Source organism: Ruegeria sp. AD2(2025), from assembly GCF_056542385.1.
On record NZ_JBQFZS010000006.1, the window covers coordinates 188123 to 210775 of the forward strand.

Consider the following 22653-nt stretch of genomic DNA (forward strand, 5'->3'; position numbering starts at 1 on the left):
CGCCCCCCTATTCCCGGAACGCGCGATAAAAGTAATCTGCCAGCGGTTTGATAAGATAAGACAGCGGGGTGCGTTCGTCGGTCTTGATCATGGCTTCGACAGGCATACCCGGCAGCAGCTCTTGCCCGTTCAGACGCTCAAGCTGGCCGTCGTCGGGTTCAACCTCGGCCCTGTAGAAGGTGAAACCTGTGCTTTCATCGGTGAACGTGTCCGCAGAGACGTTGATCACATGGCCGTTCAGCTCGGGCGTTTCCCGCTGGTTGAAGGCAGGAAAGCGCAAAGCGACCTCTTGCCCTCGATGCAGCTGATCCACGTGCAGCGCATCCACCCGCGCCGCGACCAGCAGGGGTGTGTCCTGCGGCACCACATACATCATCGGTTCGGCGGGCTGGATCACGGATTGCACGGCGAAAACCTGACTGTCATACACCGTGCCGGCGACCGGCGCGCGGATATCGAGGCGCGAGAGACGCTCGGTCAGCGACAGGCGACGCTCAGCCAGCTCGACGGCGCGCGACTGCACGTCCCGCAATTCGGTAATGGCTTCTTCACGGCGGGTTGCCTGCAATTCCACGATCTGAATCTCGGTTGACGCGATCTGCCCCGTCAGCCGCGCAATCAGCGATTCAAGCCGACCAATCTGACCGTTTAGATCAGCCTCTTCCCGCTGCAGGGCCGAGACACGGCTGGCCTGTGTCAGTCCCTTCTTCAGCAGACCTTCCTGATCTGCAAGCTCGTTCGAGATCAGATCGACCTGCGTCCGATATGATGCCAGCTGGGCCTGAGTCCCGTCGATTTCGTTCTGGATCTGGGTTTTCTGCTCACCCAGCTGTTCGATCTGCTGCGTCAGCGTATCAAGCCGCGCGCCGAACAGGCGTTGCTGGCCGTCCAGAAGATCATCGCCGATATTTTCGCTGGCCTTGAGCGCCTGCAGGTTGGCGGCAAGCTGTGTCGCTTCGGTGCCGTCGCGTTCGGCCTCAAGCCGGGTTTTACGGGCCAACAGCTCGAACAGCTGCGATTCCACAATGGTCTGTTCCGATGCAAGGAAGGTATCGTCCAGCCGCAGCAACAGGTCCCCGCGCGAGACCCGATCCCCGTCACGCACGAAAATCTCGCCTACGACACCGCCATCAGGATGTTCGATCACCTGACGGTTGCTCTGCACTTCGACCACGCCCTGAGAAATGATCGCCCCGGCCAACTCGGTCCGGATACTCCAGACACCCAGCCCGAGAATCAGGATGGCCAGCGCCAGCAGGCCAACAGTGGCAGGGGCCTTAATGCTCCAGGCCGGACGCGCGTTTTTATCAGACATCTATTCACCCACCTTGTTCAGATGCCGCCGGATGACATTGGCATTTTGAACCATCGTGTTCAGCACCTCGTCGCGCTTGCCGGATTTGACGATCTGACCCTTTTCGACGACCACCAGATCGTCACATTCCGAAATAGCCTGAGGCCGGTGCGTCATGATGATGGTGGACTTCCCGGCCTCCTTCAATTCGCGCACCGCATTGTTCAAGGCCAACGTCCCATCCGCATCCAAGGCCGAGTTCGGCTCGTCCAGAACCAGCAGCACGGGATTGCCATAGAGCGCGCGGGCCAGTGCAATGCGTTGCTTTTGCCCGCCCGACAACTGGCTGTCATTGCCTTCCAGAAAGGTGTCATAACCTTTCTCGAGGCTCAGAATGAGTTCATGTGCATTTGCAGTCTTGGCGGCGGCGACAACGGCCTCGGGGTCGGGGGTCTGGGACATGCGGGCAATGTTCTCGGCCACGGTGCCGTTGAACAGCGTCACCTGCTGCGGCAGATACCCAATATGATGGCCCAGATCGTTCGGGTCGTATTGGTCAAGCGTGGCACCACCCAACCGGATTTCACCTGCTGCCGGAGCCCACAGCCCCAACAGCGCCTTGGCCAGTGTCGTCTTGCCCGACCCGCTTTTGCCAATCACCCCCAGCGCTGTACCCGGTTCCAGCTCAAGCGTGGCATTGCGCAATGTGGGCACATTCGCGCCCGGCGGAATGACAGTCAGGTTTCGTGCCACAAGATGCGCCTTGGGCACCGGAAGTTTGGTGCGCGCGGGTTCAGGCGGGGTGGCATCGAGAAACTTGTTCAGGCTAATCCACGCGGTTCGCGCACGCTCGATCATCGACCACTGGCCGACGGCCATCTCAACCGGCGCCAGCGCACGGCCCAGAAGAATGGTCCCGGCAATCATTGCGCCCGGCGTCATCTCGTTGCGCAGAACCAGCAGGGCCCCCAGCGCCAGCATCGCCGATTGCAGAAACAGTCGCAGCGATTTGGTGAGCGAGGTAAAGCTGCCCGTCCAGTCGCTTGCTGAAATGGACTGAGACAGCGCTTCGGTCCGCTGTTTCATCCAACGTTGCGAGACATCCCCCTGCATCCCCTGCGAGCGCACAACCTCGGCAGCCTGACGGGCGTGTTCAGAAAACGCATTTGCCTTGGCCGAGGCGCTCTGCGCTTCGGCAACCTTGCGGTGGGTCAGCGCCTGGTTCAGCAGGGCAATTGCCACCAGCAGCCCACCGCCAGCGACTGCCAGCCAGCCCAGCAGCGGATGAAACAGGAAAATCGCCGCCAGGAAAATCGGCGTCCAGGGAATGTCCATCACCGCAAGCAGAACCGGCGAGGCACACAGTGCCCGGATCGATTCCAGATCGCGCAGCGCGGTCGCCGGGGCCGAGCGGATCTGCGGGAACAGGGCCCGACGCATGGTGCCGTCAAAGACGCGCTCGTCCAGCGAGGACTGAAAGCGCGCACCAAACCGCGCCACGATGCGGCCGCGGGCATAGTCCAGCATGGCCATAAGCGCATAGAGCAACGCCACCAGCAGAAATAGCGCCGCCAAGGTCTCGACCGAACGTGACCCCAGTACCCGGTCATAGACCTGCAGCATGAACAGGGGGCCCGTGAGCATCAGCAGGTTGACGAACACACTGAACACAAAGGCAAGCGCAAAGAAACTGTTCCCCTGACTGAGTATCTTGCGCAACTCATGCCGTTGCGGCGGGGTTTGTCGGTTTTTTATGCTCACGCGTTCCGGCCCTTAGCTGTTCATGAACGGCAATGGTTCATAGGATTGTCGTCCTGACCCCCGAGATACCCCGCCATTCGCAGCGACTATATCGGCCCCCCGGAACAGGAACAACGCGCGTTTCTTTCCCAGTCCGATGTTTTGAGCAAGGTTTGGACCCCATACCGCGCAAGACTGGCGGGAAGACGCCGAGCCCACCCATCCGAAGCCTGTTGGGGAGAGTATGATCAATCCCGCTGACGTGCTGATATGCCCTGGGCACAAGAAACAGAACAGGCGCCCGTGGGCGCCTTATTTGATTGGTCGGAGTGAGAGGATTCGAACCTCCGACCCCTGCCTCCCGAAGACAAGGGTTGCTCCTAAAAATAAGGCTCTATTAGGCAGACTTGCACGGAACACCCCGTAAACATCAGTAGAACAAACGCAATCTTATGCAAACCTGCACAGCTTGCACCGAACAGTCTTGCACGGATTGCATCGGCCTTCAAGCGCGCGGTTTTGGGATCGAATGCTGTTTGTGGAAACACGGCCAACTCCGAACAAAAAACCGCGTCATTTTGACATTGCGGGTGGTTTTATGGTATGAATGACCCATCGTTCGGCTTGCGGGGCAGGCCGACATTTCCCCGGTGGGGCAGTGCCGTTTTGAGGGCGATGAACCTTCCAATCAATCGAGACACCCATGGACGCTACGCTTTCCATGCGGGATGTGGCTTCGGTCTGCAATCTGTCAGATCATGCCTGCCGGAAACTCTTCCGGGACCCCGCTCTTTCACAAACGTACACCGAACACCCCGCCCCGAATGCCGGACGACCGCGCCGATATTGGAGGTTTGGGGCATTGGTCCCAATTCTCCGCACACAGCTTTGGTTCACGCCGACGATGGAACGTGACCTTGCCGCTCTTGACCACAATCGCCGTAAGGAAAATGAACATGTCTGATCAACCCCAAGCCAAAGTTACTCGCGATGCGCTGCATGCCGGTGAACGCAAGCGCCTCGAAAAAGTTGAATCCGCATTCCGGGTCCACGCCGCCGCTCTTCACTCGGACGCGCTCAGCCAGATCATGGTCAACGCACTTGTTGACGGTTTGGTCAACGATCCCGCCGTGTTTCACTACCTCGTGACGGGAGGCACTGAAGAGGTTGATCCGTCGGACCACGCGAAGATGCGCGCGCTGACGCGCAACATCATTCAAAGCGACGATCTGGCGGTTCGGAATTTGGAGTTTTCCAGTGCCAGTCGCAAGACGGAACTGGAAGCGGAATACCTCGCAAGCCTGAAACCCGGCGAAGCGCTCAACCAACAACGGGCGGGGATTCTGGAACAGCGTAAGGCTGCATATGTGGCGGAGAAGTTTGATGCCCGCCTTGCCTGATCCCTCCGAGCCCTTGGCGAACGCTCGCCACGAAATCTACGCCGTCGCGCGGGCGAAGGGGTTGAAGCAAAGCGATTCATGGAGGGCGACAATCCCGTTCGGGACCGCGTACAAGGGTGGTGACCTTTCTTTGCGCGTCAGCGGCAACCGAGTGGAGTGCCGTCCTGAGGTGCGCGCACGTATCGACTACCTGACCATTCAAGGGCGCGTCAGCGCCCCTGAAAGTGTCCCTGAGACCCTGACTCGTGCAGACATTGTTCAGGCGTCGCTGGAGGTGAGCGAAGCTTTGGAGGACTGCTACCGGCGTGCTGTGGAAAGCGCGTGTTCACCTCAACAGATCGAAAGGCTGAAATCCGTCTGGGCAGCGCACTTGGCCCGACAAGGCAAGCTGGATGAAGCCCATGAACCGTTGCCCACGGGTGAAGAAACGGACGTTGTGGAGATCATGGCGCGCATCCAAAATCTGGGGGTCTGTTCATGCCATCCAACACGTTGAGGAATCGGACAGCTCGTTCGTCACTGATCTTGCTCCGCGAGAATCTGCGCGATCTTCGGGGGTATGCTGAGGATTTCGACCCGGAACAGATTGACCGGCTGACCAAGGCGGCGGAATTGACTTCAACGTCCATCAAGAAACTACTGGCGTGGCTGGAGCCAGAAGAAACGCCGCCCGTATTGGCGGGCGACGATGGTGCCCAGATCGACGTACTTGCCGTCCGTGCATTTCTCTGCACGATTGATCGCCTATGCCCGGTGTGTGGAGGACGCCTCCCTTCCGGTGCTGATCATGACGATTGACCTGCCGACCTGCGAGCTTGCGCGCAGGTTAGACGTCGAGAGCCCCGGTGCGAGTTTTCTCCGCACGCGCGCCGGGGCGGCTCCGTCCGGCTCGCCAGACGCAGAGAACCGACCCATCTATCCCGAACCAAACGAAACCCTCTTCCCGGCGGAGGCACCTGTGAAGGCAACTTGAAAATGACTCTGAACTTCAACCGCGCTACGCGCGCCCGCGTTCACGCAGCCCTTCTCGACGTTATGCCGGGCGAAAACCCGACAGTCGAACAAGCGTTCTGCGAAATTGTCGCATGGAACGACACAGACAACATTGCCGATCTGACCACGCTTCTCGATCTGTCCGCGAAGATCGACTTCTATGTGTATCGTGAAATTCACCGCTCCGGCTGCGAATATGCAGAGGTGGACGCCAGTGCGCTGGACGAGTTGTACACGGCGGCGACGATCAGGCTGGCAATGAAGCTGGCAGGATACGACAAGCGCGTCAGCGCTCAGGATATGCGTTGGTCCGATGCGCCGGAAAATGTGCCAGCAGTCACAGTGACACTGCTTCGGGAGGATTTCGAACCGTGAAGAATGCAAACCTTGGAGCGCAGACTGTTGTTGTCGATTCAGGCGGTTTGTGGACTCCCAATGGGCGGCGGTTTCGGGGGCTTCGGTTTCCCGTGGATGCCGTTTGCTACACTCCCGGTCATGAGGTGTGCCGGGAGATCGGAAGCCCGGAAGAGCTAAGTGTATTGCTGGCGCAACTTGGGACGTCAAACGCCGACGGCGTGATTGCTGACGCGCTGAGTGATGCCCCCGTCAGGATGCGTGTTGGTCCAGAGCTACGCCGTGCTGTTTCTGGCGTAGAGGAAGGCTGGTTTCTTTACTGAGGGGTAATTTCCCACAAGCTAAAAAAGTGAACCCTATCAAGGGGTTGCAAGGCGGCGTGAGCCGTGATAGATAGAAAAAAATAAACCCGCCGCCCCACGGCTAAACAGGGCGACGGGCTATCAACTTGAACACGACCAGTATAGCAATCGCGTGCGATTTCGCAAGCTATCCACGGTCAAACGGATACGGCTAACAGATGACAATCTCCGCACATTTCTTGCTCAGATCGGAGGGACAGGGGTAGGTCCCGCCCCCTCTCGGTCTTCGCACTCTCGTCGCATTCGCGGTGGGGGATTTTCGAAATGTGCAAGGAGACCCATACATGGCCCAGCCAGCCACTAAAAACGACTACCAAGACCAAGAAGCACTCGACTTCTACCTTAACGAAGACAACACCCCAGAAGCTATCTGCGCGTTTCTGGCAGAACGCCAGTTTGATCGCACTGAACAGGTTAACGAACCTGATGATGTGACACGTGAGATTCTGCAACTTGCGCAGGATGACGATGAATTCGATAAAGACTGGTTCGTGCTGTTCAAGGATGCGGCAACCGAATTCCACGCAGATGCCGCTCGGCGTCAGCCGGGTATCCATGCCATTGATGGCGAGAAATGGAACGATGCCGAATTGACTGGCAAGGGTGGTTCCAAGTGGGACGAGCTTTTGGATACGGTTGTGCACGTCACGCGGGGTTACCATTACACTGTCCCGGACAAAAAGAAATTCAATACGCGCGATGATCAATGGAATGGTCAAGCAATCACATGGCGGATGTTGATCGAAGGGCACCCCGGCAAAGCTGCCTTCAGCCGGAAGGACCGCATCCCCGTGCACGGCCTCAGTCGCCACCCTGAAGACGACATCAAGAGCGGCGCGGGCACGAACTTCGCGAACTGCAATACTCACCGCCGGGCAAAATCCGTTACTTCGTTTCCGTCACTTTCGATTGACTCGGACACAGGCCACTTCGATTTCGACGAGGCAACTGAAATGGCGAGTGCGATTGGGTGCGGGTTTATCGCGAACACGACGCACAGCCATCTGAGCACCCAAACGGAACTGGTCTACGATGACGTTGTGCGCCATGCCAAGACGCGCGATGAACCCACGTTGAACCAGATCAAGGCGTACCTTCGGGACAAAAAGAATCTCGCTGATCATATCGTTGACTCAATCGAAGTCGAAGAAATGCGCGCTGAGACACCGAACGGTTGGTTGATCCGCCTGTGTCATGCTCCGATCCCGAAATACCGGTTAACCTTCCCGTTCGCTGAAGGCGACATGCCACTGCGTGACTTGGCAAACTCCCAAGCTGAAGCATTGAAAGTCTACGCGTCGAAAGTGCGGGGGATCGCTGAACTGGTGGGAATCCCGACCGACCCGGCAACGACAGATGCCTCCCGGTTCTTCTACGATCCACGCCACAAGAAAGGCAGCGCGCACAGGACGGTTATCCATCGCGCCCCGCCGATCAGCTTCGCCGATATCCCGGAAGTGGATGCCACTGGTAACGAGTCGACCGACGCCTTCGCAGCCGGAACGAAGTCTAATGCGTCAACGAAGCGCCGCCCCGACGTCGTGACGGAAGACGGAACCGACGTGTCGGCCCTCTATGATAAGTATGCCAAGCGCTGGATGCTCGCAGACATCTGCGAAGCAGCCGGGTTGGAAACGTCGGCGCAGGTCAGCAATAGTGGCGGCAAATTCCACGTCCGCTGCCCCTTCGCGGATGGGCACACAAACCCCGGCGATGATGGAGCGACCTTCGTCATGAATGCCGAGGATTCCCAATCGGGTTTCGCGGTCATCGACTGTCGCCACGGTTCCTGCCAAAGCGGCGGAGCGAATGGTGAGAAACGCCACACGGTGGAGTATCTGGCGGCGTGGATCGACTCCGGCGATCTGGACCCCGCGATGCTGGAAGACCCTGCATTCATGTTGCCGCTGCCGGATGACTGGCAGGGCGATAAGTACATGCAACCGACCCCGGACGAAATCGAAGAGGGTGTGGGGGTAGGTTCAGCGAATTCCGGTGACAGTGAATTCGAAGACCCGGACGACTACCTGCCCAAGCGCTACGTGCGCGGGAAGGACACGATCTTCCTGAAACAGAAGAACGCAGAGGGCGATGAGGTTCATGTTCCGGTCTGCGGCGTTATCGACGTGGTCGGTCGCTCCGCCACTCTCGTCGGAACGGGTGACTCAGCCCGGATCATTTCCTTCGTCAATGAAAACGGCAAGCGCGTGGAACTGACGATTCCACGCGCGGACATCTACGGCAGCCCGAAGGACGTCTGGAAGCAACTGGCGGATGCTGGCCTGCCCCTCGCCGGACGCGACAAAAAGGCGGAAGATCGCATGTTGGACCTTCTGGGAGAAATGACACCGCAACGTCTGGTGCCGACGCTTCGCGTACCCGGGATGGTCCGTGATGAAGATGGTCAGATCGTCGGATTCATGCCGCCTACCGGGGAATACATTCCGCGCGGGAGTTCGGTCACCCGTTTGCATGAAGACGCGACGGTCAAGGACACCTGCCCCAAGGGTACGTTGCATGGGTGGACCGACGCGGCGTCAGCCGCACTGTCCTATGTCGAAGGGAACCCGTATTGGACGCTGGAAGTCGTTTCAGCGTTCGCCGGGCCGCTCTTGGATGTGCTCGACTGGAATCCCGTCGGGTTCAATTTCAGCGGCGGTACGGGTAAGGGCAAGTCCATGGGGCAGACGCTCAACGCCGCAGCGTGGGCAAATCCGGCGGACGGAAAGGGCACGTTCTGGGGTGCCAACAGCACTCCAAACGCCTACGAAGACCTCGCGGTTTTCGGCAGCGGCACTGGCATCAACATTGATGACCTTGGCGCGGTTCAAGACAAGCGCATTCTCGCGCCTCTGCTCTTCGCACTGCACTCGGGACGCGGAAAGGCACGGAAGCGTGGAAACGGTGCCGGTCTGACTGCTACAGCCGAGTTTCGCCCCTTCGTGCTTTTCTCCAACGAGCACGGGATGAAGGCGGAAGTTGAGGCGGCAAGCATGGCCTACCGTGGCGGCATGGCTTCCCGGTTCCCGGATGTGGACGTGAGCGATGGCAAAACGCGCACGCAGGAAGAACGCGCGAAAATCGAGGCCTGCAAGAAGAACTACGGTCACGCTGGACCGGTGTTCATTCAATACCTCTTCGACAACGGAATCGCAGACGATCCCGAGAAGCTGGAAAAAGAGGTGCTGGTCATCGTGAAAGACCTGAGCAAGGGGACTGGGCTGGAACGCGCGGCGCGTCCCTTCGCGCTGGCGCAACGCGCGGGCGAACTGGCGGTAGATGCCGAGTTGCTGGATGACGTTGCCGCCGTCCGGCGTGGGGTCAAGATGTGCTGGGAAATCTTCCTGAAATCGGATGAGGCAGCAACGGCCAACGGCAACGAGTCCCTCTTGGATGGATTCCTTTCGTGGCTGCATTCGCAGATGGATGTGACGATCCTCCCGGCCAGCAAACCTGCCCATGAGTTCGGCACAGCGGCTCCACCAAGCAACAGCGAAGGGCGCGGGCGTGTGATCGGCTGGTACACCGATACTCAAATCATCCTCGACTGGAAGGCGCTCGAAGCCATGAACATCCCGAACACGTTTGGGAAACGTCAAGCACTCATGACGGCGTTGCAGGAGATCGACGCATTGGATCGCAGCGGCAAGAGTAACATCCCCTACACGTCGCTGCCGCCCGAAGTCGGGGCGTTGCCCGACGGCAGCAGCAAGAAGCTGAAGAATGTGCGGATGAGGCGCGACAAGCTGGGAATTTGATACGGTGTCATGGGGCGGCGTCAGCCGCCCCTTTCGGTGCCGGTGCTGCGGACGCCGCCCCGCGATGGCTGTGATGGATGCGATGGGAGCTATCCATCGCGGTTTTTCCATTTAGAATCAACGTTCCGATGGCAGAAATGGCTGCGATGGATAGAGAATAGAGTAGATTTATGAAAGGCCCCTCTTATGCCTCCACATCGCTTGTATCGGGCGCATCCGCGCCATACCGTCAGACCCGTGCTGAACGAGCCATCGCAGCCATTTCTGCCATCGCGGCCTTGATTCCATACGACTTTTCAGCGGTGGGTGCGCGAAATTCCATCCATCGCAGCCATCGCGTCGCGAGTTGATTACAGTGCCAATCCCGCTCCACACCGCCCGCTCCACTCCAGCGCAATAATATTTCTCCGTTATCTAAAGTCTCGCAAGATTCGCTTGCGTTGGGCTCTGTACGTCTCGCTGTTTCGGTATTGACGAGAACGGAATCCGGTTTTTCCAAATCCACAACTCATCATGTCCCTAGAATTTTTGTTATTGGCGAGAGCGGGCCCGTAATTTCCCGATCACGTGCGCCGGAATCTTACCCCCGGAACTGCTCGGAAGACCGGAAGCGCTGCCGGACATTCGTCCGATAGGACGAAAACGCCCGCGCTCCGACACGTCCAAAATTGGTTTTGCCGGATCGGGCAAGTGTGGGGGCTTCAACTCATGCCAGTCCGCTGCACTTTGAAGCCAGCCGCGCACGGTCCTCTTCGGAGACGAGCCTGCGCGGTCCCAACCTTACTGTTTCCGCACAAGTCTGTCCGTAAGGGTATAGCCCCACGAACATCCCCAAAATCACTCGGAGATGTGTCCATTAGGGTTGCGAATCATCAACGGACAATAGTATATTCGGACACAACTCTTGCGGACATATGAGGCCCGAAATGACCCCGACACCGAAGACTGTCCTTTATATACGCGTATCTACCGCCGAACAGACAAGCGCCCACCAGCTTTCGCAGGCGAGAGAGGCAGGCTTTCAGGTCGAAGACGAACATGTCATCGCCGATCACGGCGTTTCCGGCGTCTCCACACGCCTCATAGAACGCGACCAAGGAAAGCGGCTGTTCGACCTTCTGCAACCCGGCGACACCCTTCTGGTGCGTTGGGTGGACCGTCTGGGGCGCAACTATGAAGACGTGAAGGAAGTCATTGAGACCTTCAACAAGAAGGGCGTAACGGTCGCCACCGTGATCAACCGTATGGTGTTCGAAGCGGATCACAATCTGACTGATCCGACCATGAAGGCCGCTCGAAATGCCATTCTCGGATTCATGGCCGCGCTGGCAGAAGCCGACGCAACAGCCAAGCGGGAGGCTAGGCAGGCCGGAATTGATCACGTTCGAAAGTCGGCTGACGCCGACCGGAAATACAGAGGCAAGAAACCATCCTTCGACCGCACCACCTTTGACACGGTTCAAGTTATGCTGGCGCAAAGGGCTCACACAGTCAGCGCAATCGCTCGTGAGACCGGTCTTTCGCGCCAAGCCGTCCTTCGTATAAGGGACACGCCCGAGGCGGCTGACGCTGCCCTTCGGCGTTGGGAGCAATGAATAGCTCGCGCACGGCTTGTTCTTAATGACAAAATCAGAGTGAGCCGAAAAAAGCTCATTTCCAACTTCACTGTCCTTCCAAGACGACACAAATCTGCCGGTTACTCAGGCGACAGCGTTACCTGCCTTAAACTAAATTGTTGAGGGCCCCAACGGCGGGTACGGGGGAGGGGGTGCCCTAAGTGCGCAATAAGTGCATGCCAGAAAACCGGCATTGTTAGCCAATGTTATGAGCTAAAATGTGTAACCGTACTGTCAGCCGATAAACTCGTCATCCGGCGTCGCGTCGATAACTTTCTGCAAAATCCCAAAAGGATCGGCATCCATCACCCGGCAGTAAATCACCAGTTCTCTAAGGTCGATCCTGCGTCCCCCACTTTCAGTTCTGGCGATGAACGATTGCTGTAGGCTTAGCCGGTCGGCAAGCTCTTGTTGACTTAGCCCTGCTTCCTTGCGCGCAGCTTTTAGCGCAGAGATCAAAGCCCGCTGCCCATCGGAAACTATTGTTTTTGCTTTCTTCATTCCGATTCCCGCGTTCTGCGGGTTGAGGAATTAATGCTAAGAATAGATTATCTGAAAACAGCATAATTTTGTTGCTCGGTTAGTCTGGCGCAGGTATCCAAGACGAGGGCGTATCAAAACGCGCTAAGTTCAGAGAGGCAGAAATGGATACATTTAGAAGAACAAATATTCGAGAACGATCGGTGGCTGTTGCATTGGCTTTCGGAACAATGGCTTTCGCCGCACCCGTTCACGCAAGCGATCCGGCCTGTTCGGGCGGGGATCAAGGTGTATGCGACATGCTGGGGACGATGATCGCTGCGAAGGGAAAGGGGTGCCACCGCATGATGTCCGTAACGCCAATCGGAAACGATGGCTGGCGGATTAGTTGCGTAGTGAGTTCTACAAGCAGCACAAGAGCCACGTACACTTTGCGGTTCAACTCTGACCGTACCAGCTACACCTTAGACTGAACGGAGCGCACCATGTTTGCTTTGAGGTTTGCTGGTCTGATTATTAAAGCCGCACTGGCAGTGGGTTTCGTCGTCATCCTGATTGTATCTGGCCTGTTTGACGTCGCCTTTTTTCGAGCCATGTTTGCCGCATTCACTGCGCTGATGACCCTCTTTCTAGTGTTCGCGGTCTGGGCCGCAGAAAGCGTCCCGCCACAAGAGCGCAACGAAGACAGTGAATTCATGCGCAAGGCGGCATGGTGGAGCTTGGTCATATTTGGTGGAACTACGTTTGCCCTGTGGCTGAGCTTGTAATGTTGGATGCGCTCCACTCAAAGCGAGTGAGTTGGAGCGCATGATCTACGCTCGATTGTGCAAAATCCCAGGGCTGATTGGCATCAAAATCGGATTCCGAAAAGCCCACCGTCAGGTTCATCCGTCAGTCGGGTTTTCATAACGTGGTCGTACGGGTTGAATCCATCCAAACCTTCATCGCCCAATTCGGCTTCGATCTTCATCAAATCATCGGAGTTCATAGCCACAATGTACTGCACCCCGAGCGCTTCGCATTTGGTTTGAGCAAGCTTCAATGCAAGCGCTATCTGACGTCCATCAACGCCGTCAAAAATGTGGCTATCGTGTATTAAGAAGCCGGGGAAGCGATCTTGCTTCAAAGCCGTTTCAACGAGCAACCAATCAAAACAGAAAATCTGCATGTGGTTTTTCCCGCCGCTCTTTTTACCGACGATGTCGGTTTCTATCGAAAGACCTGCAACCCCGCTGGATTTACCAACGATCAGTTGCCCCGGCTCGTCATAGAGAAATTGCGATGTGTCAGCAAATATTTGCACCGCTGATTTACGCGGCGCATCACGCTCCATAACGTCCTGTCCGATTAAATCGACAAGATCGTCAATTTCGCGTTTCAACCTCTTTTGATCGTCTGCAACGTTTTGGAATTTTGGTATTTGTTGCTGCAAATCGGCTTGCTCGGCCTCTAAGCGATTCAGATCAGACTGCAAGTAGGTTAGGCGTTCTATGGCAATTCCTGACCGCAGCAACGAGAGCTTTTCCGCTAGGGCAGTTTGCAGGCGGTCAATTTCAACCCTGCGTGCGGATATGCGTTCCTGCGCATTTTGTTTTTCTTTGCGCAGGTGTGTTTCGCGGTTTTGCGACACTTGCCGATGAAAGGCTTCAACCTGTTCAAATCTCTTGTTGACCTGATCTGAAAAGAAAATTCCCACTTGCTCGTATAAGCTGCGAACATCGGCAATGTTTGCGTCTTCGACTTCTTCCAGTGCCTCGTCGATACCTTCGCAAAGGTCCATATCTTCTAGGTTTGCTTCATTCAGGTCGCGGATACTGGTTGAAAGCTCGTTTGCTGTAAGCTCGTGACTACGGTAACCATCAACTACAGTCGCAGAGGTAATTTCCGCTCGTTTCGCCTCAACCTCGGTATCCAGTAGATCGAGGCGGGCCTGCATCTTCTTTATGTCCAGCGCACCATCCGTGAGATAGCCTCCCTTGATCATCTTCGCCAAGGTATCTGCGTCTTTCTTTTGATCCTTTTTTAGCTGCAATTTTTGGGGCAGTTTCCAGTCAAACCCCAAAAGATATGACAAGCAAACTTGACTATCCCAACCCTGCTGCGACGAACTATTGAGGACTGGGCTAGAAAATCCACCGTTGCGCTCTTTTCTGACGAAATAAGCCAAAAGCGCCCCGAACTTTGGGCTATACTTCTCGGAAGTAATTTCGGAACTCAAACCAAACCAGCTTTGCGCCAAATCAGCCCTGAGATCGGTGGGTGTGATCTCCAAGTCGTTGCGCCAAAGCTCGTCCTTGGTCGCTCCCGCTAGTCGTTTCACGGTAAATTCTGCGCCATTGTCTTTGAAGGTTACGTCAAACGTCGAGCCCACTAATTGAGACTTATGAAAATCATCCTTAGGATTGCGGCGCTCTGAAAGAACAAAATGCACAAGTTCAATGAAACTGGTCTTGCCAGTCCCGTTACGTGTATCACGCGAACCGGAGGTTTCGTGGCGCTCTGCCAACAAAATGTTTAGACCGGAATTGAATTCCAGTGTTTTGAAAGTCGGAAGCGAACTGGATAAGCTTGTAATCATTGGTTCATCTTCTTTAACAAGCCTTCATCGAATCTGACGGCTCCCACGGAAAATAGGAAATCGACAGCGAGTAAGAACCAATCAAATTGAATGGTCGTCAGTTCGTTGGAGCGTCTTCGTTCCTGTAAATCGTAGAACAAGCGAGAGACTGTCTTGTCTTGATCCAGCAACGCCAACACCTCGCCACCTACGCCAATCAATGCGTTCTCGGTCTTGATATGTTTGGTTGGCATCAGCATGTGATATCGCTCGGTACGTTTTCAAAGATGTCGCAAGCGTCGAAGTAGTACGCAAGAATAACATACGCAGCGGCGCTGACCGTTGGTGTACCGTCGCCACCTACAAACGCGAGCAGCTTCCCAAGGATTTCATCCGGGTTATACCCTAAGTCCCGCGCCTCTTCGTACTTGGACCGCATTTGCGTCTGAATGACAGATGCGTGTTGGGGGTTGCTCATACCAGATAAATAGCGATCCACAATGTCAACGTGAGGTCTGGCGCGTTTGAGGTCGTATTTTGCGTCTGGGCTTAGGTCGTTGAAGTCCAGCTTGGCTTCGTCCGGCAAGTCCCCGAAAGCGGTTGGATCAGGTTGGACCGTTTTGTCGGCGATGACTTTCTTGAGCAACGGGCGCACATCGTTCATTGTCACCGCCATAAAGTCCCTGCTCGCCGCAGGGTACAGGTCAATCAACTGTTGCAGGTTCAACTTATCGTGGAAGTTGTCCTTGAGGAAGCGGCGTGGCGGCGACGGGGCGGAAATTGTGATCTTTGGATATTGTCCTCGAAGCGCTTCAAGTGCGTCGCTTGCTGTAGTCGGCAGGCCATCAGCGTTGTTGTGAACAAACACCCATTCCTTCAAATTCGGCCAATACTGGGTCACCTCCGGGAAGCTGTCGGATATTTTTGCCTTTGCTTTGTCGGCAAAGGTTTTGGGAGATTCTGGCGCATAGCACTGGTAAACCGTCTCCGTAGAGATGCGCCGACCATCACTCTTTTTGTCGCCATCGTGCCCACCAGCTTTGATCAACTCAAAATCGGAACCGAACACGCACGCTGCCATGGCAGCGAACCAATCTTCAAACTTTGATTGGTTATTGGTCGCTAAAGCCAAGTCAAAATGCAGGTCAAAATCAGATTTGTTCATACCTGATCTACCCTCCCGCTATGCATAGTACACAAAATATGGTGGTGGAGTAGCAGAAACTCTGCCTTCGGATACCAAAGGTTCATTGCGGACTGCCGCGCTCACTTGGCAGCTACACTCGTGATGCATAAACGGCCCAGACTTTCTCAGCGGCATCAAGTGCCTGAGGAGAGGCGGATTGACTCATTAGGTATGCCTCAAGTTCGTCCCAACTCTTAGCATTGGGCATTTTGTTGTCGGCAAGTGCGTCGTTAACAAAATCGCCTTCTGGGGAGTCGAAAAAGTTCCAATCTTGTAAAAAAGCCGAAAAAGTCTTCATCTCATTTCTTCACTTCTCAAGTCGCGCATCGCACATGACGTAGATCAACGCCAAATCTCATCTGTACTGTTCTATTTAGAGCACCTACGATCAATATGACTCGCCCTATAGGCGTATCTTGTTTGGGTACGGGCGCACAAGAACTACGGAAGGTGATTTCATGGACGAATTTGAACAAGAACCATTTGTTGATGCCGAACTTATGGAAAACCCAGAACCACGATGTCCGGTATTGCTACTGCTAGATACGTCATATTCGATGAATGGAGCTCCAATCTCTGAACTGAATGAGGGGTTGGCTACGCTTCGACAGGAGCTTGCATCAGACTCGCTTGCCGCGAAGCGTGTTGAGTTGGCACTGGTTACATTCGGCCCAGTCGAAACCCGAAATGAATTCACTACTGTTGACAACTTTTTTCCCGAAGCTTTGGAAGTCGGCGGAGCGACGCCAATGGGCGAAGCAATAACAACTGGCCTAGACATGCTGCGTGTCAGAAAGGACCACATCCGTGAGAACGGCCTAAAAATCTTCCGGCCTTGGGTGTTTCTCATCACTGACGGTGCCCCAACTGATAGCTGGGACGAAGCAAAACGCCGAGTCCATGAGGGCGAAGAACGCAAAGAGTTCATGTTCTATGCCGTGGGTGTAGAACAGGCTGACATGGGTGTACTCGGTCAGATCGCGACACGCCAACCGCTCAAGCTCAAAGGGCTGGCCTTCAAAGAACTGTTCCAGTGGCTTTCCAGTTCGCTCAGCGCTGTTTCACAATCCAACCCCGGCGATCCGGGCGTGGCGCTCGCAAACCCCACCGCCCCAGACGGCTGGGCTGTAGCGGAATAACCCTATGGATTGGCGGTGGGCGGCTGCGTCAAAAGTCGGCACGTCCCATATTCGGAATGGCGATAGGTTGCAGGACGCCTATGCCGTTTCGGTGATGCGGGGCGATTGTGTTTTTGCTGTTGTTTCAGATGGTGCTGGCAGTGCGGAGTTTGGCGCATTCGGGGCATGGCTTGTCTGCCGTAGGATGAAAGTGCTCTTTCGTGAGTGGTTCCGGGACAATTCAAGCCTGCCTAGCGACGAAATGCTTTCCGATTGGATTGATGAAGTTCGGGACAGAATTGCGGCTATCGCAGAGAAGCGAGACAGTACGCCCCGCCAATTCGCATCTACATTAGCGGCAGTTGTTTCAACACCAGACGAAACCCTGACTTTGCACATCGGCGACAGTGCCGTTGTTGGACGGCGCGCCGAAGATTGGGACGTTCTTTGCTGGCCCGAAAACGGTGAATACGCGTCAACGACATACTTCGTGACCGATGATCCTGAACCCCGTCTCAATATGGCGCGCTATGCGCGGGAGTATGATGCGTTCGCTCTGTTTTCCGACGGCATAGGCGATCTGGCACTGTCGCACCAAGATCAAACCGCATCGCCTCAGTTCTTCAAACCTATGCTGCGCCCCGTTGACACCGCACCCGGCACAGGGCGGTTACCTGAATTGTCCGCGAAGCTGGGCACCTATCTCGCTGGGCAGGCTATTTGTGAACGCACTGACGATGACAAAACGCTCATCCTCATTTCGGGGGCGTGACCGTGCAAGAAATAGTCATTGGAAAGGACCGCGTTTCCGTCGCTGAACTGATTGGCAAGGGCGGCGAAGGCGAAGTCTATGGGATTAGAGGGCGAGCCGGGCAAGCTGTTAAGATTTACAACGCCAATCTACGCTCAAAACGAGAAGACAAGGTGCGAGCGATGGTGGGCGAAGGCCTTGCCGTTAAAACCGATCTGATAGCCTACCCCGGTGAAGTCGTAACAGACCGCAAAGGGAACTTCCTTGGTTTTGTTATGCGTCTCGTTTCGGGCTATCGCCCGCTTCACGAGCTATACAGCCCCAAGTCACGGATGCGCCATTTTCCGAAAGCGGACTATAGGTTTCTGATACATGCAGCACTGAACGTTGCCCGTGCCGTTGGTAAAGTTCACCAAACGGGATGTGTGATCGGGGATTTGAATCATTCCGGCATTCTTGTCGCGCCCGATGCAACTGTAGCGCTGATTGATGCTGACAGCTTTCAGTTTCGCCTAAATGGCACGTCATACCCTTGTGTTGTTGGCGTACCGGACTTCACGCCGCCAGAGCTACACGGCAAAAACCTAGCGTCGGTAGAGCGCACGATTGCGCACGATAACTTTGGCTTAGCGGTCGCGATCTTCCATTTGCTGTTTATGGGAAAACACCCATATGCCGGAATCCGCAATGGGCCAGAAACCTCAATGGGCGAAGATATTGCCCAGAACCGTTTCGCATACTCGCAGTTGCGGCAGGTTCAAACACAGACCAAACCGCCACCCGGTGCGTTGACACTTGATCTGTTTCCAGACGCGGTTTCAAAGGCGTTCGAAAACGCATTCGGACTGTCACCGGGCGCGCGTCCTAGCGCGCTGGACTGGATACATACCCTCTCGAAGCTGGAAGGCTCTCTGAGCCGCTGTAGCAAGGTCAAGACGCACTATTACCCAAGCGCTGCCAAAGGCTGTGTATGGTGCAAGCTGACGGCAAAAAGCGGTTTGGATATGTTCCCGGACTTGTCGGCGGTCACACCCAATATCCCAACCGATGCGAAGGGCACCGAACAAGCCATCCGCGAGATATTGGCGTTCCGTTTCCCGACCGTTGGTGACTTGCTCACTGCGGTTTCGGTTCGCAGTACCAGCCCGGCCCTTCGTGAAGCCAAGAGCGGGAAACGCGGGCGCGCGTTTCTTGGCCTACTCATGATGGGTGGGGCGGTCGCAGGGTTCATATACGCCGCGCCGGTGTTCTACATCTGGATTGGGTTGGCGATTTGGGGTTGGTCTACTTTCAATGACCGGGAGGTGTCGTCTGGCCCGTTTGTTCAAACCTACAAAGACGCCGATGAAAAGGTGCAGCGCGAGTTGAACGCATTCGTTCAGCGCAACGGGCTGGCTGAGGTTGTGAAAGTGCGCGGGGATTTGGACGCAGCAATAGCCGCTTACAAAGGCCATGACGACGCTCTTGCGCGCGAGGTGATGATACTCAAGTCCAACCGGGAGTCGCGTCAGAGACAGGCCTATCTTGACCGTTTCTCAGTACGACGCGCGAACATTTCGGGGATAGGCCCAGCAAAGACGGCAACACTGATTTCCTTCGGCATCGAAACCGCAGCCGATGTAAATCGTTCCGCGGTTTTGCGGGTTCCCGGCTTCGGCGATGTGATGACCGGCAAACTGGTGGCATGGCGTCGAGGGCACGAGGCCCGGTTCAAGTATAACCGGACGCCAAACGCTCAAGACGTAGCTGACGAACGGGCACTACGCGGGCGGTTTGCCACTGAGAAAGCTAAACTGGAATCCACTATCCGCAACGGGTTGGGCACCCTTCACAACGCACGCGCAAAGCTCGACTCATTGCCTGCCCGTGTAAAGAACGACCGGGCACTCTCTGAGGCACTTAACGCGAGGGCGCAGGCCGAACGTGATTTGAACGAGCTGGGGGTTTCTGTCCCGGCATCCACAGTGGCCCTAACGGTGACGCCGCCACCGCGCCCTGTCCCGCAATCATCGAAGCCTCAACGCGCAACCATATCTACCCGTCCCCGCACTACGTCCAGATTGGGGGGCGTTCCCGACTGTCCTTATTGCGGCAGATCAATGGTGAAACGTACCGCAAGACGTGGACGAAATGCGGGGAATCAGTTTTGGGGGTGCTCAGGGTATCCACACTGCAAAGGTACACGGAATCTGTCTGGACAATCGCGTTACAATCCTTAGAGGGTGAAGTGCGGGCTTGATAAGCGCAAGCCCGCCCGGAAACGGATTACCGAACTGACAACGCGTCCCCAAACGCCTCTTCAATGTCAGGCCGGTGCATGTTGTAGTGCTTCTTCAACACATCTTCCGTGGTATTCACCGCCTCAGCAATGATGTTGAACGGGATGCCCGCCCTGACCATGTGGGTAATTGCTGTGCGCTTCATGGTGTGGTGTGTCACTGGTTTTTTCACGCCTGCTTCCTTGGCGACTTCGGCGAGACCTTTCTTCAAGCTCTTCACTCGTTTGCCGTTGTAGGTGATAACGTAGGGCTGTGACCGGTCTGCGTGAATCAAATAGTTCACAAGCCGCCAATTCTGACCGATGGGAATTTGGGGCCGTCGCTTGTTTCCACTTCCCGCACCGAAGTCGATGTAGGCCCCTTTCACCACGGTGCCTTCTTCAAAGTTTAGCGGTGGGTTTTCGTACTCACGCCGGAAAGAGCGCTCCGGCATAACCCAATTGTCTTCGGGGTCCAGAACGGGTTCAGGCTCAACTTCTGTCACGCCCTTCAATGTCGCTTCCGGGATATAAACCTGATCCCAAGTCAGCGACAAAATGGCCTCTTTCCGCGCGCCCGTCGCCAGCGCGATCAACAGGAAACCCTCAAGGTGATCGCGGTTTCGCTCCCGGTCAATCTTCTTTCCATTGACGAAAATCGGGCGAGGTTCGCAAACAGCGATCATCCGTTCCATTTCTTCCATTGTAAGCCAAACCGAAGTGTCCCGAACGGGCTCCCCTTCTGTGATGGAAAAGTCTGGCGGATAGGCTGTGTATCGGTTCTTCCGGGCGCGTGTTAACGCGGCCCGCAGGACTCGTAGGTCCTTGCAGGCGGTGTTGCGTGACGTGGTACCATACTGCCCTTCGAAGTCCTGATGTGCCTTCCAGCGTGGTTTCGTCATCCGCCATTCTATGTATTGGTCTACTGTGTCCTGTACGACCTCATCCCAGCACAGATGCCCAAGATGTTCTTTCAGCGGCCCCACATTCGCAGCCATGGGGCCAGAAGTGGACTCTGGCTTCTCACGGCAGATGTAGTCGAAGTATTGATCCACGACCCAAGCGACCGTGGGGCGCACAGGGAATTCAGGGCGCGCCAATTCCTTGGTGAAAGTATCGTGCAAGGCCTCCGCTTCGCGCTCAACTTTGGTTCCGTGGGAATGCCGACGGGTTTTGCAATCTTTGTCCTTGAAGACCGTTTCCCAGTAGCCATCCTTTCGCTGGCGAAGGCGGGGCGCATCGGGGTCAACGGATGGCGCGTCGGGCTGAAATTCATCCAGCTTTTTCTGGGCCTTTTCTTCGTTCTTGGTCTTCGTGGTCCTGCGCCGAGTCTTCCCGGTTTCAGGGTCTTCAAACACGATCTCCCAGTAGTCGTCGGACCTCTGGCGGAGATATGGGACAGGGCTCTTCATAAGAACATTCTCGCGATTCTGCGCAACTCATGCAAGTTTGCACAAGTTGCAGATTTCAATTTTCGCGTATGTTCTTGATTTTATTGGTCGGAGTGAGAGGATTCGAACCTCCGACCCCTGCCTCCCGAAGACAGTGCTCTACCAGGCTGAGCTACACTCCGACCGTGGCGGGTGATCTATACCTCACGATTTGGATGTGCAAGAGGGTTTTTGACCCGGAGCGCTATGCCAGCGGGTCGGTTCGGTACAGCCGAATCTTCGTGCCGCCGTGATCGACAACCGGGCCCGGTGGCAACAGGGGCAGGCGCGCGGCGCGGGCGAGGCCGGGCGTGGTTGTGACTATGCCGACGCGCCAGCCCTGGAACCGGTTCAGCAGCACTTTGCCTAGACTGCCGTAAAGTGACCGCAGCCGTTTCTCATCACCGATCCGCGCTCCATAGGGTGGATTCACGATGACCAGACCAGCGGGGCCTTCCGGAGGCTTGATGTCGCTGACTGCGCGCTGTTGGAACCGGGTGCTCTGATCCACGCCCGCACTGGCGGCATTATTCGATGCAGCCTCGATCGCGCCGGCATTGCGGTCCGAGCCGTAAAACCTCAGATCAGTTTGCGATACCGGGCGCGGCTGCCGCATTCCCTGCCATTCGTCGCTGTCGAACCCCGCCAGGTCCTCGAATGCAAACCGGCGCGACCGGCCCGGACGCAGGCCCAGAGCAATTTCGGCGGCCTCAATCACAAAAGTGCCCGAGCCGCACATGGGGTCCAGCACAGGTTGAGCGCCGTCAAAGCCGCACTCATGCAGGAACATCGCCGCCATCGTCTCGCGCATCGGGGCCTTGGCGACTGCGGTTTTGTGGCCGCGCTTGTGCAGCGGATCGCCGGATGTATCCACCGAAAAGGTGCAGATATCCTTTTCGATCCGCAGCAGCACCCGCAGAGTGGCGTCTGACAAAATCGGTGCCCCCAGCGTTTCCGTGATGGCGCGCTCGACCCGCTGGCGGGCCGCACCGGCATGATAGATGCGGGATTTGCGGCTGGTGGCCTCGACCTTGACCGGTACATCCGGGCGCAGGAAATCCGACCACGGAAATTTGCGCGCGCGCTTGTCCAGCTGCGCCAGATGCACGGCCGGAAAACTACCCAACCGGACCAGAACCTTGTTGGCACCGCGCAGTTCAAGATTGGCGCGCCAGACCTCGGACCAGCCACCCCGGCAGATGACGCCTCCGGCTGTCGCACGGGCGTCAGAGAACCCGCGCGCGACGGCTTCGGCGCATAAGGGGCCCTCGAGCCCCGGCGTAGCGATCAAAAAAATCTCGAACTCTGCGTTTTCCATTCCCGGTGCTTACACCGGTTGCCCCGCCCGCGCGACCGC

General features: G+C 56.3%; 19 protein-coding genes and 2 tRNA genes. 10 read left to right on the top strand and 11 right to left on the bottom strand.

Annotation, left to right across the window (positions count from 1 at the left end; all coding sequences use genetic code 11):
- Positions 1-7 precede the first annotated feature (7 nt).
- The 3 genes from ACR1XV_RS14145 to ACR1XV_RS14155 form a co-directional block, all read right to left on the bottom strand.
- Positions 8-1315 (bottom strand): HlyD family type I secretion periplasmic adaptor subunit, encoded by a 1308-nt coding sequence (locus ACR1XV_RS14145; protein WP_480532401.1) that lies wholly within the window; start codon positions 1313-1315, stop codon positions 8-10.
- On the bottom strand, positions 1316-3055 hold the full coding sequence (locus tag ACR1XV_RS14150) for a type I secretion system permease/ATPase (protein ID WP_480532403.1): 1740 nt from the start codon (positions 3053-3055) through the stop codon (positions 1316-1318).
- A gap of 300 nt (positions 3056-3355) precedes the next feature.
- A tRNA-Pro gene (locus tag ACR1XV_RS14155) sits at positions 3356-3458 on the bottom strand.
- Between the two features lie 532 nt (positions 3459-3990).
- Here ACR1XV_RS14155 and ACR1XV_RS14160 point away from each other — a divergent pair.
- The 6 genes from ACR1XV_RS14160 (at position 3991) to ACR1XV_RS14185 (ending at position 11496) form a co-directional block, all read left to right on the top strand.
- Positions 3991-4434, top strand: a complete 444-nt coding sequence (locus ACR1XV_RS14160; protein ID WP_480532405.1) for a hypothetical protein — start codon at positions 3991-3993, stop codon at positions 4432-4434.
- The gene (locus ACR1XV_RS14165; RefSeq protein ID WP_480532407.1) at positions 4418-4930 is read left to right on the top strand and encodes a hypothetical protein; all 513 of its coding nucleotides are present in this window, start codon (positions 4418-4420) and stop codon (positions 4928-4930) included. Before ACR1XV_RS14160 ends, ACR1XV_RS14165 begins: the two co-directional genes overlap by 17 nt.
- Positions 4912-5232, top strand: coding sequence for a hypothetical protein (locus tag ACR1XV_RS14170; protein WP_480532409.1), 321 nt, complete (start codon positions 4912-4914; stop codon positions 5230-5232). The genes ACR1XV_RS14165 and ACR1XV_RS14170 overlap by 19 nt, the downstream gene beginning before the upstream one ends.
- A 177-nt stretch (positions 5233-5409) precedes the next feature.
- Positions 5410-5802, top strand: a complete 393-nt coding sequence (locus tag ACR1XV_RS14175) for a hypothetical protein (protein ID WP_480532411.1) — start codon at positions 5410-5412, stop codon at positions 5800-5802.
- 625 nt (positions 5803-6427) lie between these two features.
- Positions 6428-9901, top strand: a complete 3474-nt coding sequence (locus tag ACR1XV_RS14180; protein WP_480532413.1) for a DUF927 domain-containing protein — start codon at positions 6428-6430, stop codon at positions 9899-9901.
- A gap of 926 nt (positions 9902-10827) precedes the next feature.
- Positions 10828-11496 (top strand): recombinase family protein, encoded by a 669-nt coding sequence (locus ACR1XV_RS14185; protein WP_480532415.1) that lies wholly within the window; start codon positions 10828-10830, stop codon positions 11494-11496.
- 255 nt (positions 11497-11751) lie between these two features.
- Here the strand turns inward: ACR1XV_RS14185 and ACR1XV_RS14190 are convergent, their stop codons facing one another.
- A complete protein-coding gene (locus ACR1XV_RS14190) occupies positions 11752-12018 on the bottom strand; it encodes a helix-turn-helix domain-containing protein (RefSeq protein WP_480532417.1) in 267 nt (88 codons plus the stop codon).
- 464 nt (positions 12019-12482) lie between these two features.
- Between ACR1XV_RS14190 and ACR1XV_RS14195 the strand changes: the two genes are divergently transcribed.
- A complete protein-coding gene (locus tag ACR1XV_RS14195) occupies positions 12483-12764 on the top strand; it encodes a hypothetical protein (RefSeq protein WP_480532419.1) in 282 nt (93 codons plus the stop codon).
- A gap of 83 nt (positions 12765-12847) precedes the next feature.
- Here ACR1XV_RS14195 and ACR1XV_RS14200 read toward each other — a convergent pair whose 3' ends face one another.
- The 4 genes from ACR1XV_RS14200 to ACR1XV_RS14215 all read right to left on the bottom strand — a co-directional run bounded on the left by ACR1XV_RS14200 (position 12848) and on the right by ACR1XV_RS14215 (position 16038).
- Positions 12848-14575, bottom strand: coding sequence for a DUF2326 domain-containing protein (locus ACR1XV_RS14200; protein WP_480532421.1), 1728 nt, complete (start codon positions 14573-14575; stop codon positions 12848-12850).
- Positions 14572-14814 (bottom strand): ABC-three component system middle component 6, encoded by a 243-nt coding sequence (locus ACR1XV_RS14205; protein WP_480532423.1) that lies wholly within the window; start codon positions 14812-14814, stop codon positions 14572-14574. The genes ACR1XV_RS14200 and ACR1XV_RS14205 overlap by 4 nt, the downstream gene beginning before the upstream one ends.
- Positions 14808-15719, bottom strand: a complete 912-nt coding sequence (locus ACR1XV_RS14210) for an ABC-three component system protein (RefSeq protein ID WP_480532425.1) — start codon at positions 15717-15719, stop codon at positions 14808-14810. Before ACR1XV_RS14210 ends, ACR1XV_RS14205 begins: the two co-directional genes overlap by 7 nt.
- Before the next feature lie 112 nt (positions 15720-15831).
- Positions 15832-16038 (bottom strand): YozE family protein, encoded by a 207-nt coding sequence (locus ACR1XV_RS14215; RefSeq protein WP_480532427.1) that lies wholly within the window; start codon positions 16036-16038, stop codon positions 15832-15834.
- A gap of 160 nt (positions 16039-16198) precedes the next feature.
- Between ACR1XV_RS14215 and ACR1XV_RS14220 the strand changes: the two genes are divergently transcribed.
- From ACR1XV_RS14220 to ACR1XV_RS14230, 3 genes are read left to right on the top strand one after another with little or no spacing between them, the layout of a single operon-like run.
- Entirely contained in the window at positions 16199-16879 is a 681-nt protein-coding gene (locus ACR1XV_RS14220) for a vWA domain-containing protein (protein ID WP_480532428.1), read from the top strand.
- A gap of 4 nt (positions 16880-16883) precedes the next feature.
- Entirely contained in the window at positions 16884-17630 is a 747-nt protein-coding gene (locus ACR1XV_RS14225) for a PP2C family serine/threonine-protein phosphatase (protein WP_480532430.1), read from the top strand.
- Entirely contained in the window at positions 17627-19828 is a 2202-nt protein-coding gene (locus ACR1XV_RS14230) for a topoisomerase DNA-binding C4 zinc finger domain-containing protein (RefSeq protein WP_480532432.1), read from the top strand. The genes ACR1XV_RS14225 and ACR1XV_RS14230 overlap by 4 nt, the downstream gene beginning before the upstream one ends.
- Positions 19829-19874: 46 nt before the next feature.
- Here the strand turns inward: ACR1XV_RS14230 and ACR1XV_RS14235 are convergent, their stop codons facing one another.
- From ACR1XV_RS14235 to ACR1XV_RS14245, 3 genes are all read right to left on the bottom strand, one after another.
- Complete coding sequence (locus ACR1XV_RS14235; protein WP_480532434.1) at positions 19875-21278, bottom strand: tyrosine-type recombinase/integrase; 1404 nt, start codon at positions 21276-21278, stop codon at positions 19875-19877.
- 84 nt (positions 21279-21362) lie between these two features.
- Positions 21363-21439: transfer RNA gene (locus ACR1XV_RS14240), tRNA-Pro, on the bottom strand.
- 62 nt (positions 21440-21501) lie between these two features.
- The gene (locus ACR1XV_RS14245) at positions 21502-22614 is read right to left on the bottom strand and encodes a THUMP domain-containing class I SAM-dependent RNA methyltransferase (protein ID WP_480532436.1); all 1113 of its coding nucleotides are present in this window, start codon (positions 22612-22614) and stop codon (positions 21502-21504) included.
- Positions 22615-22653 lie beyond the last annotated feature (39 nt).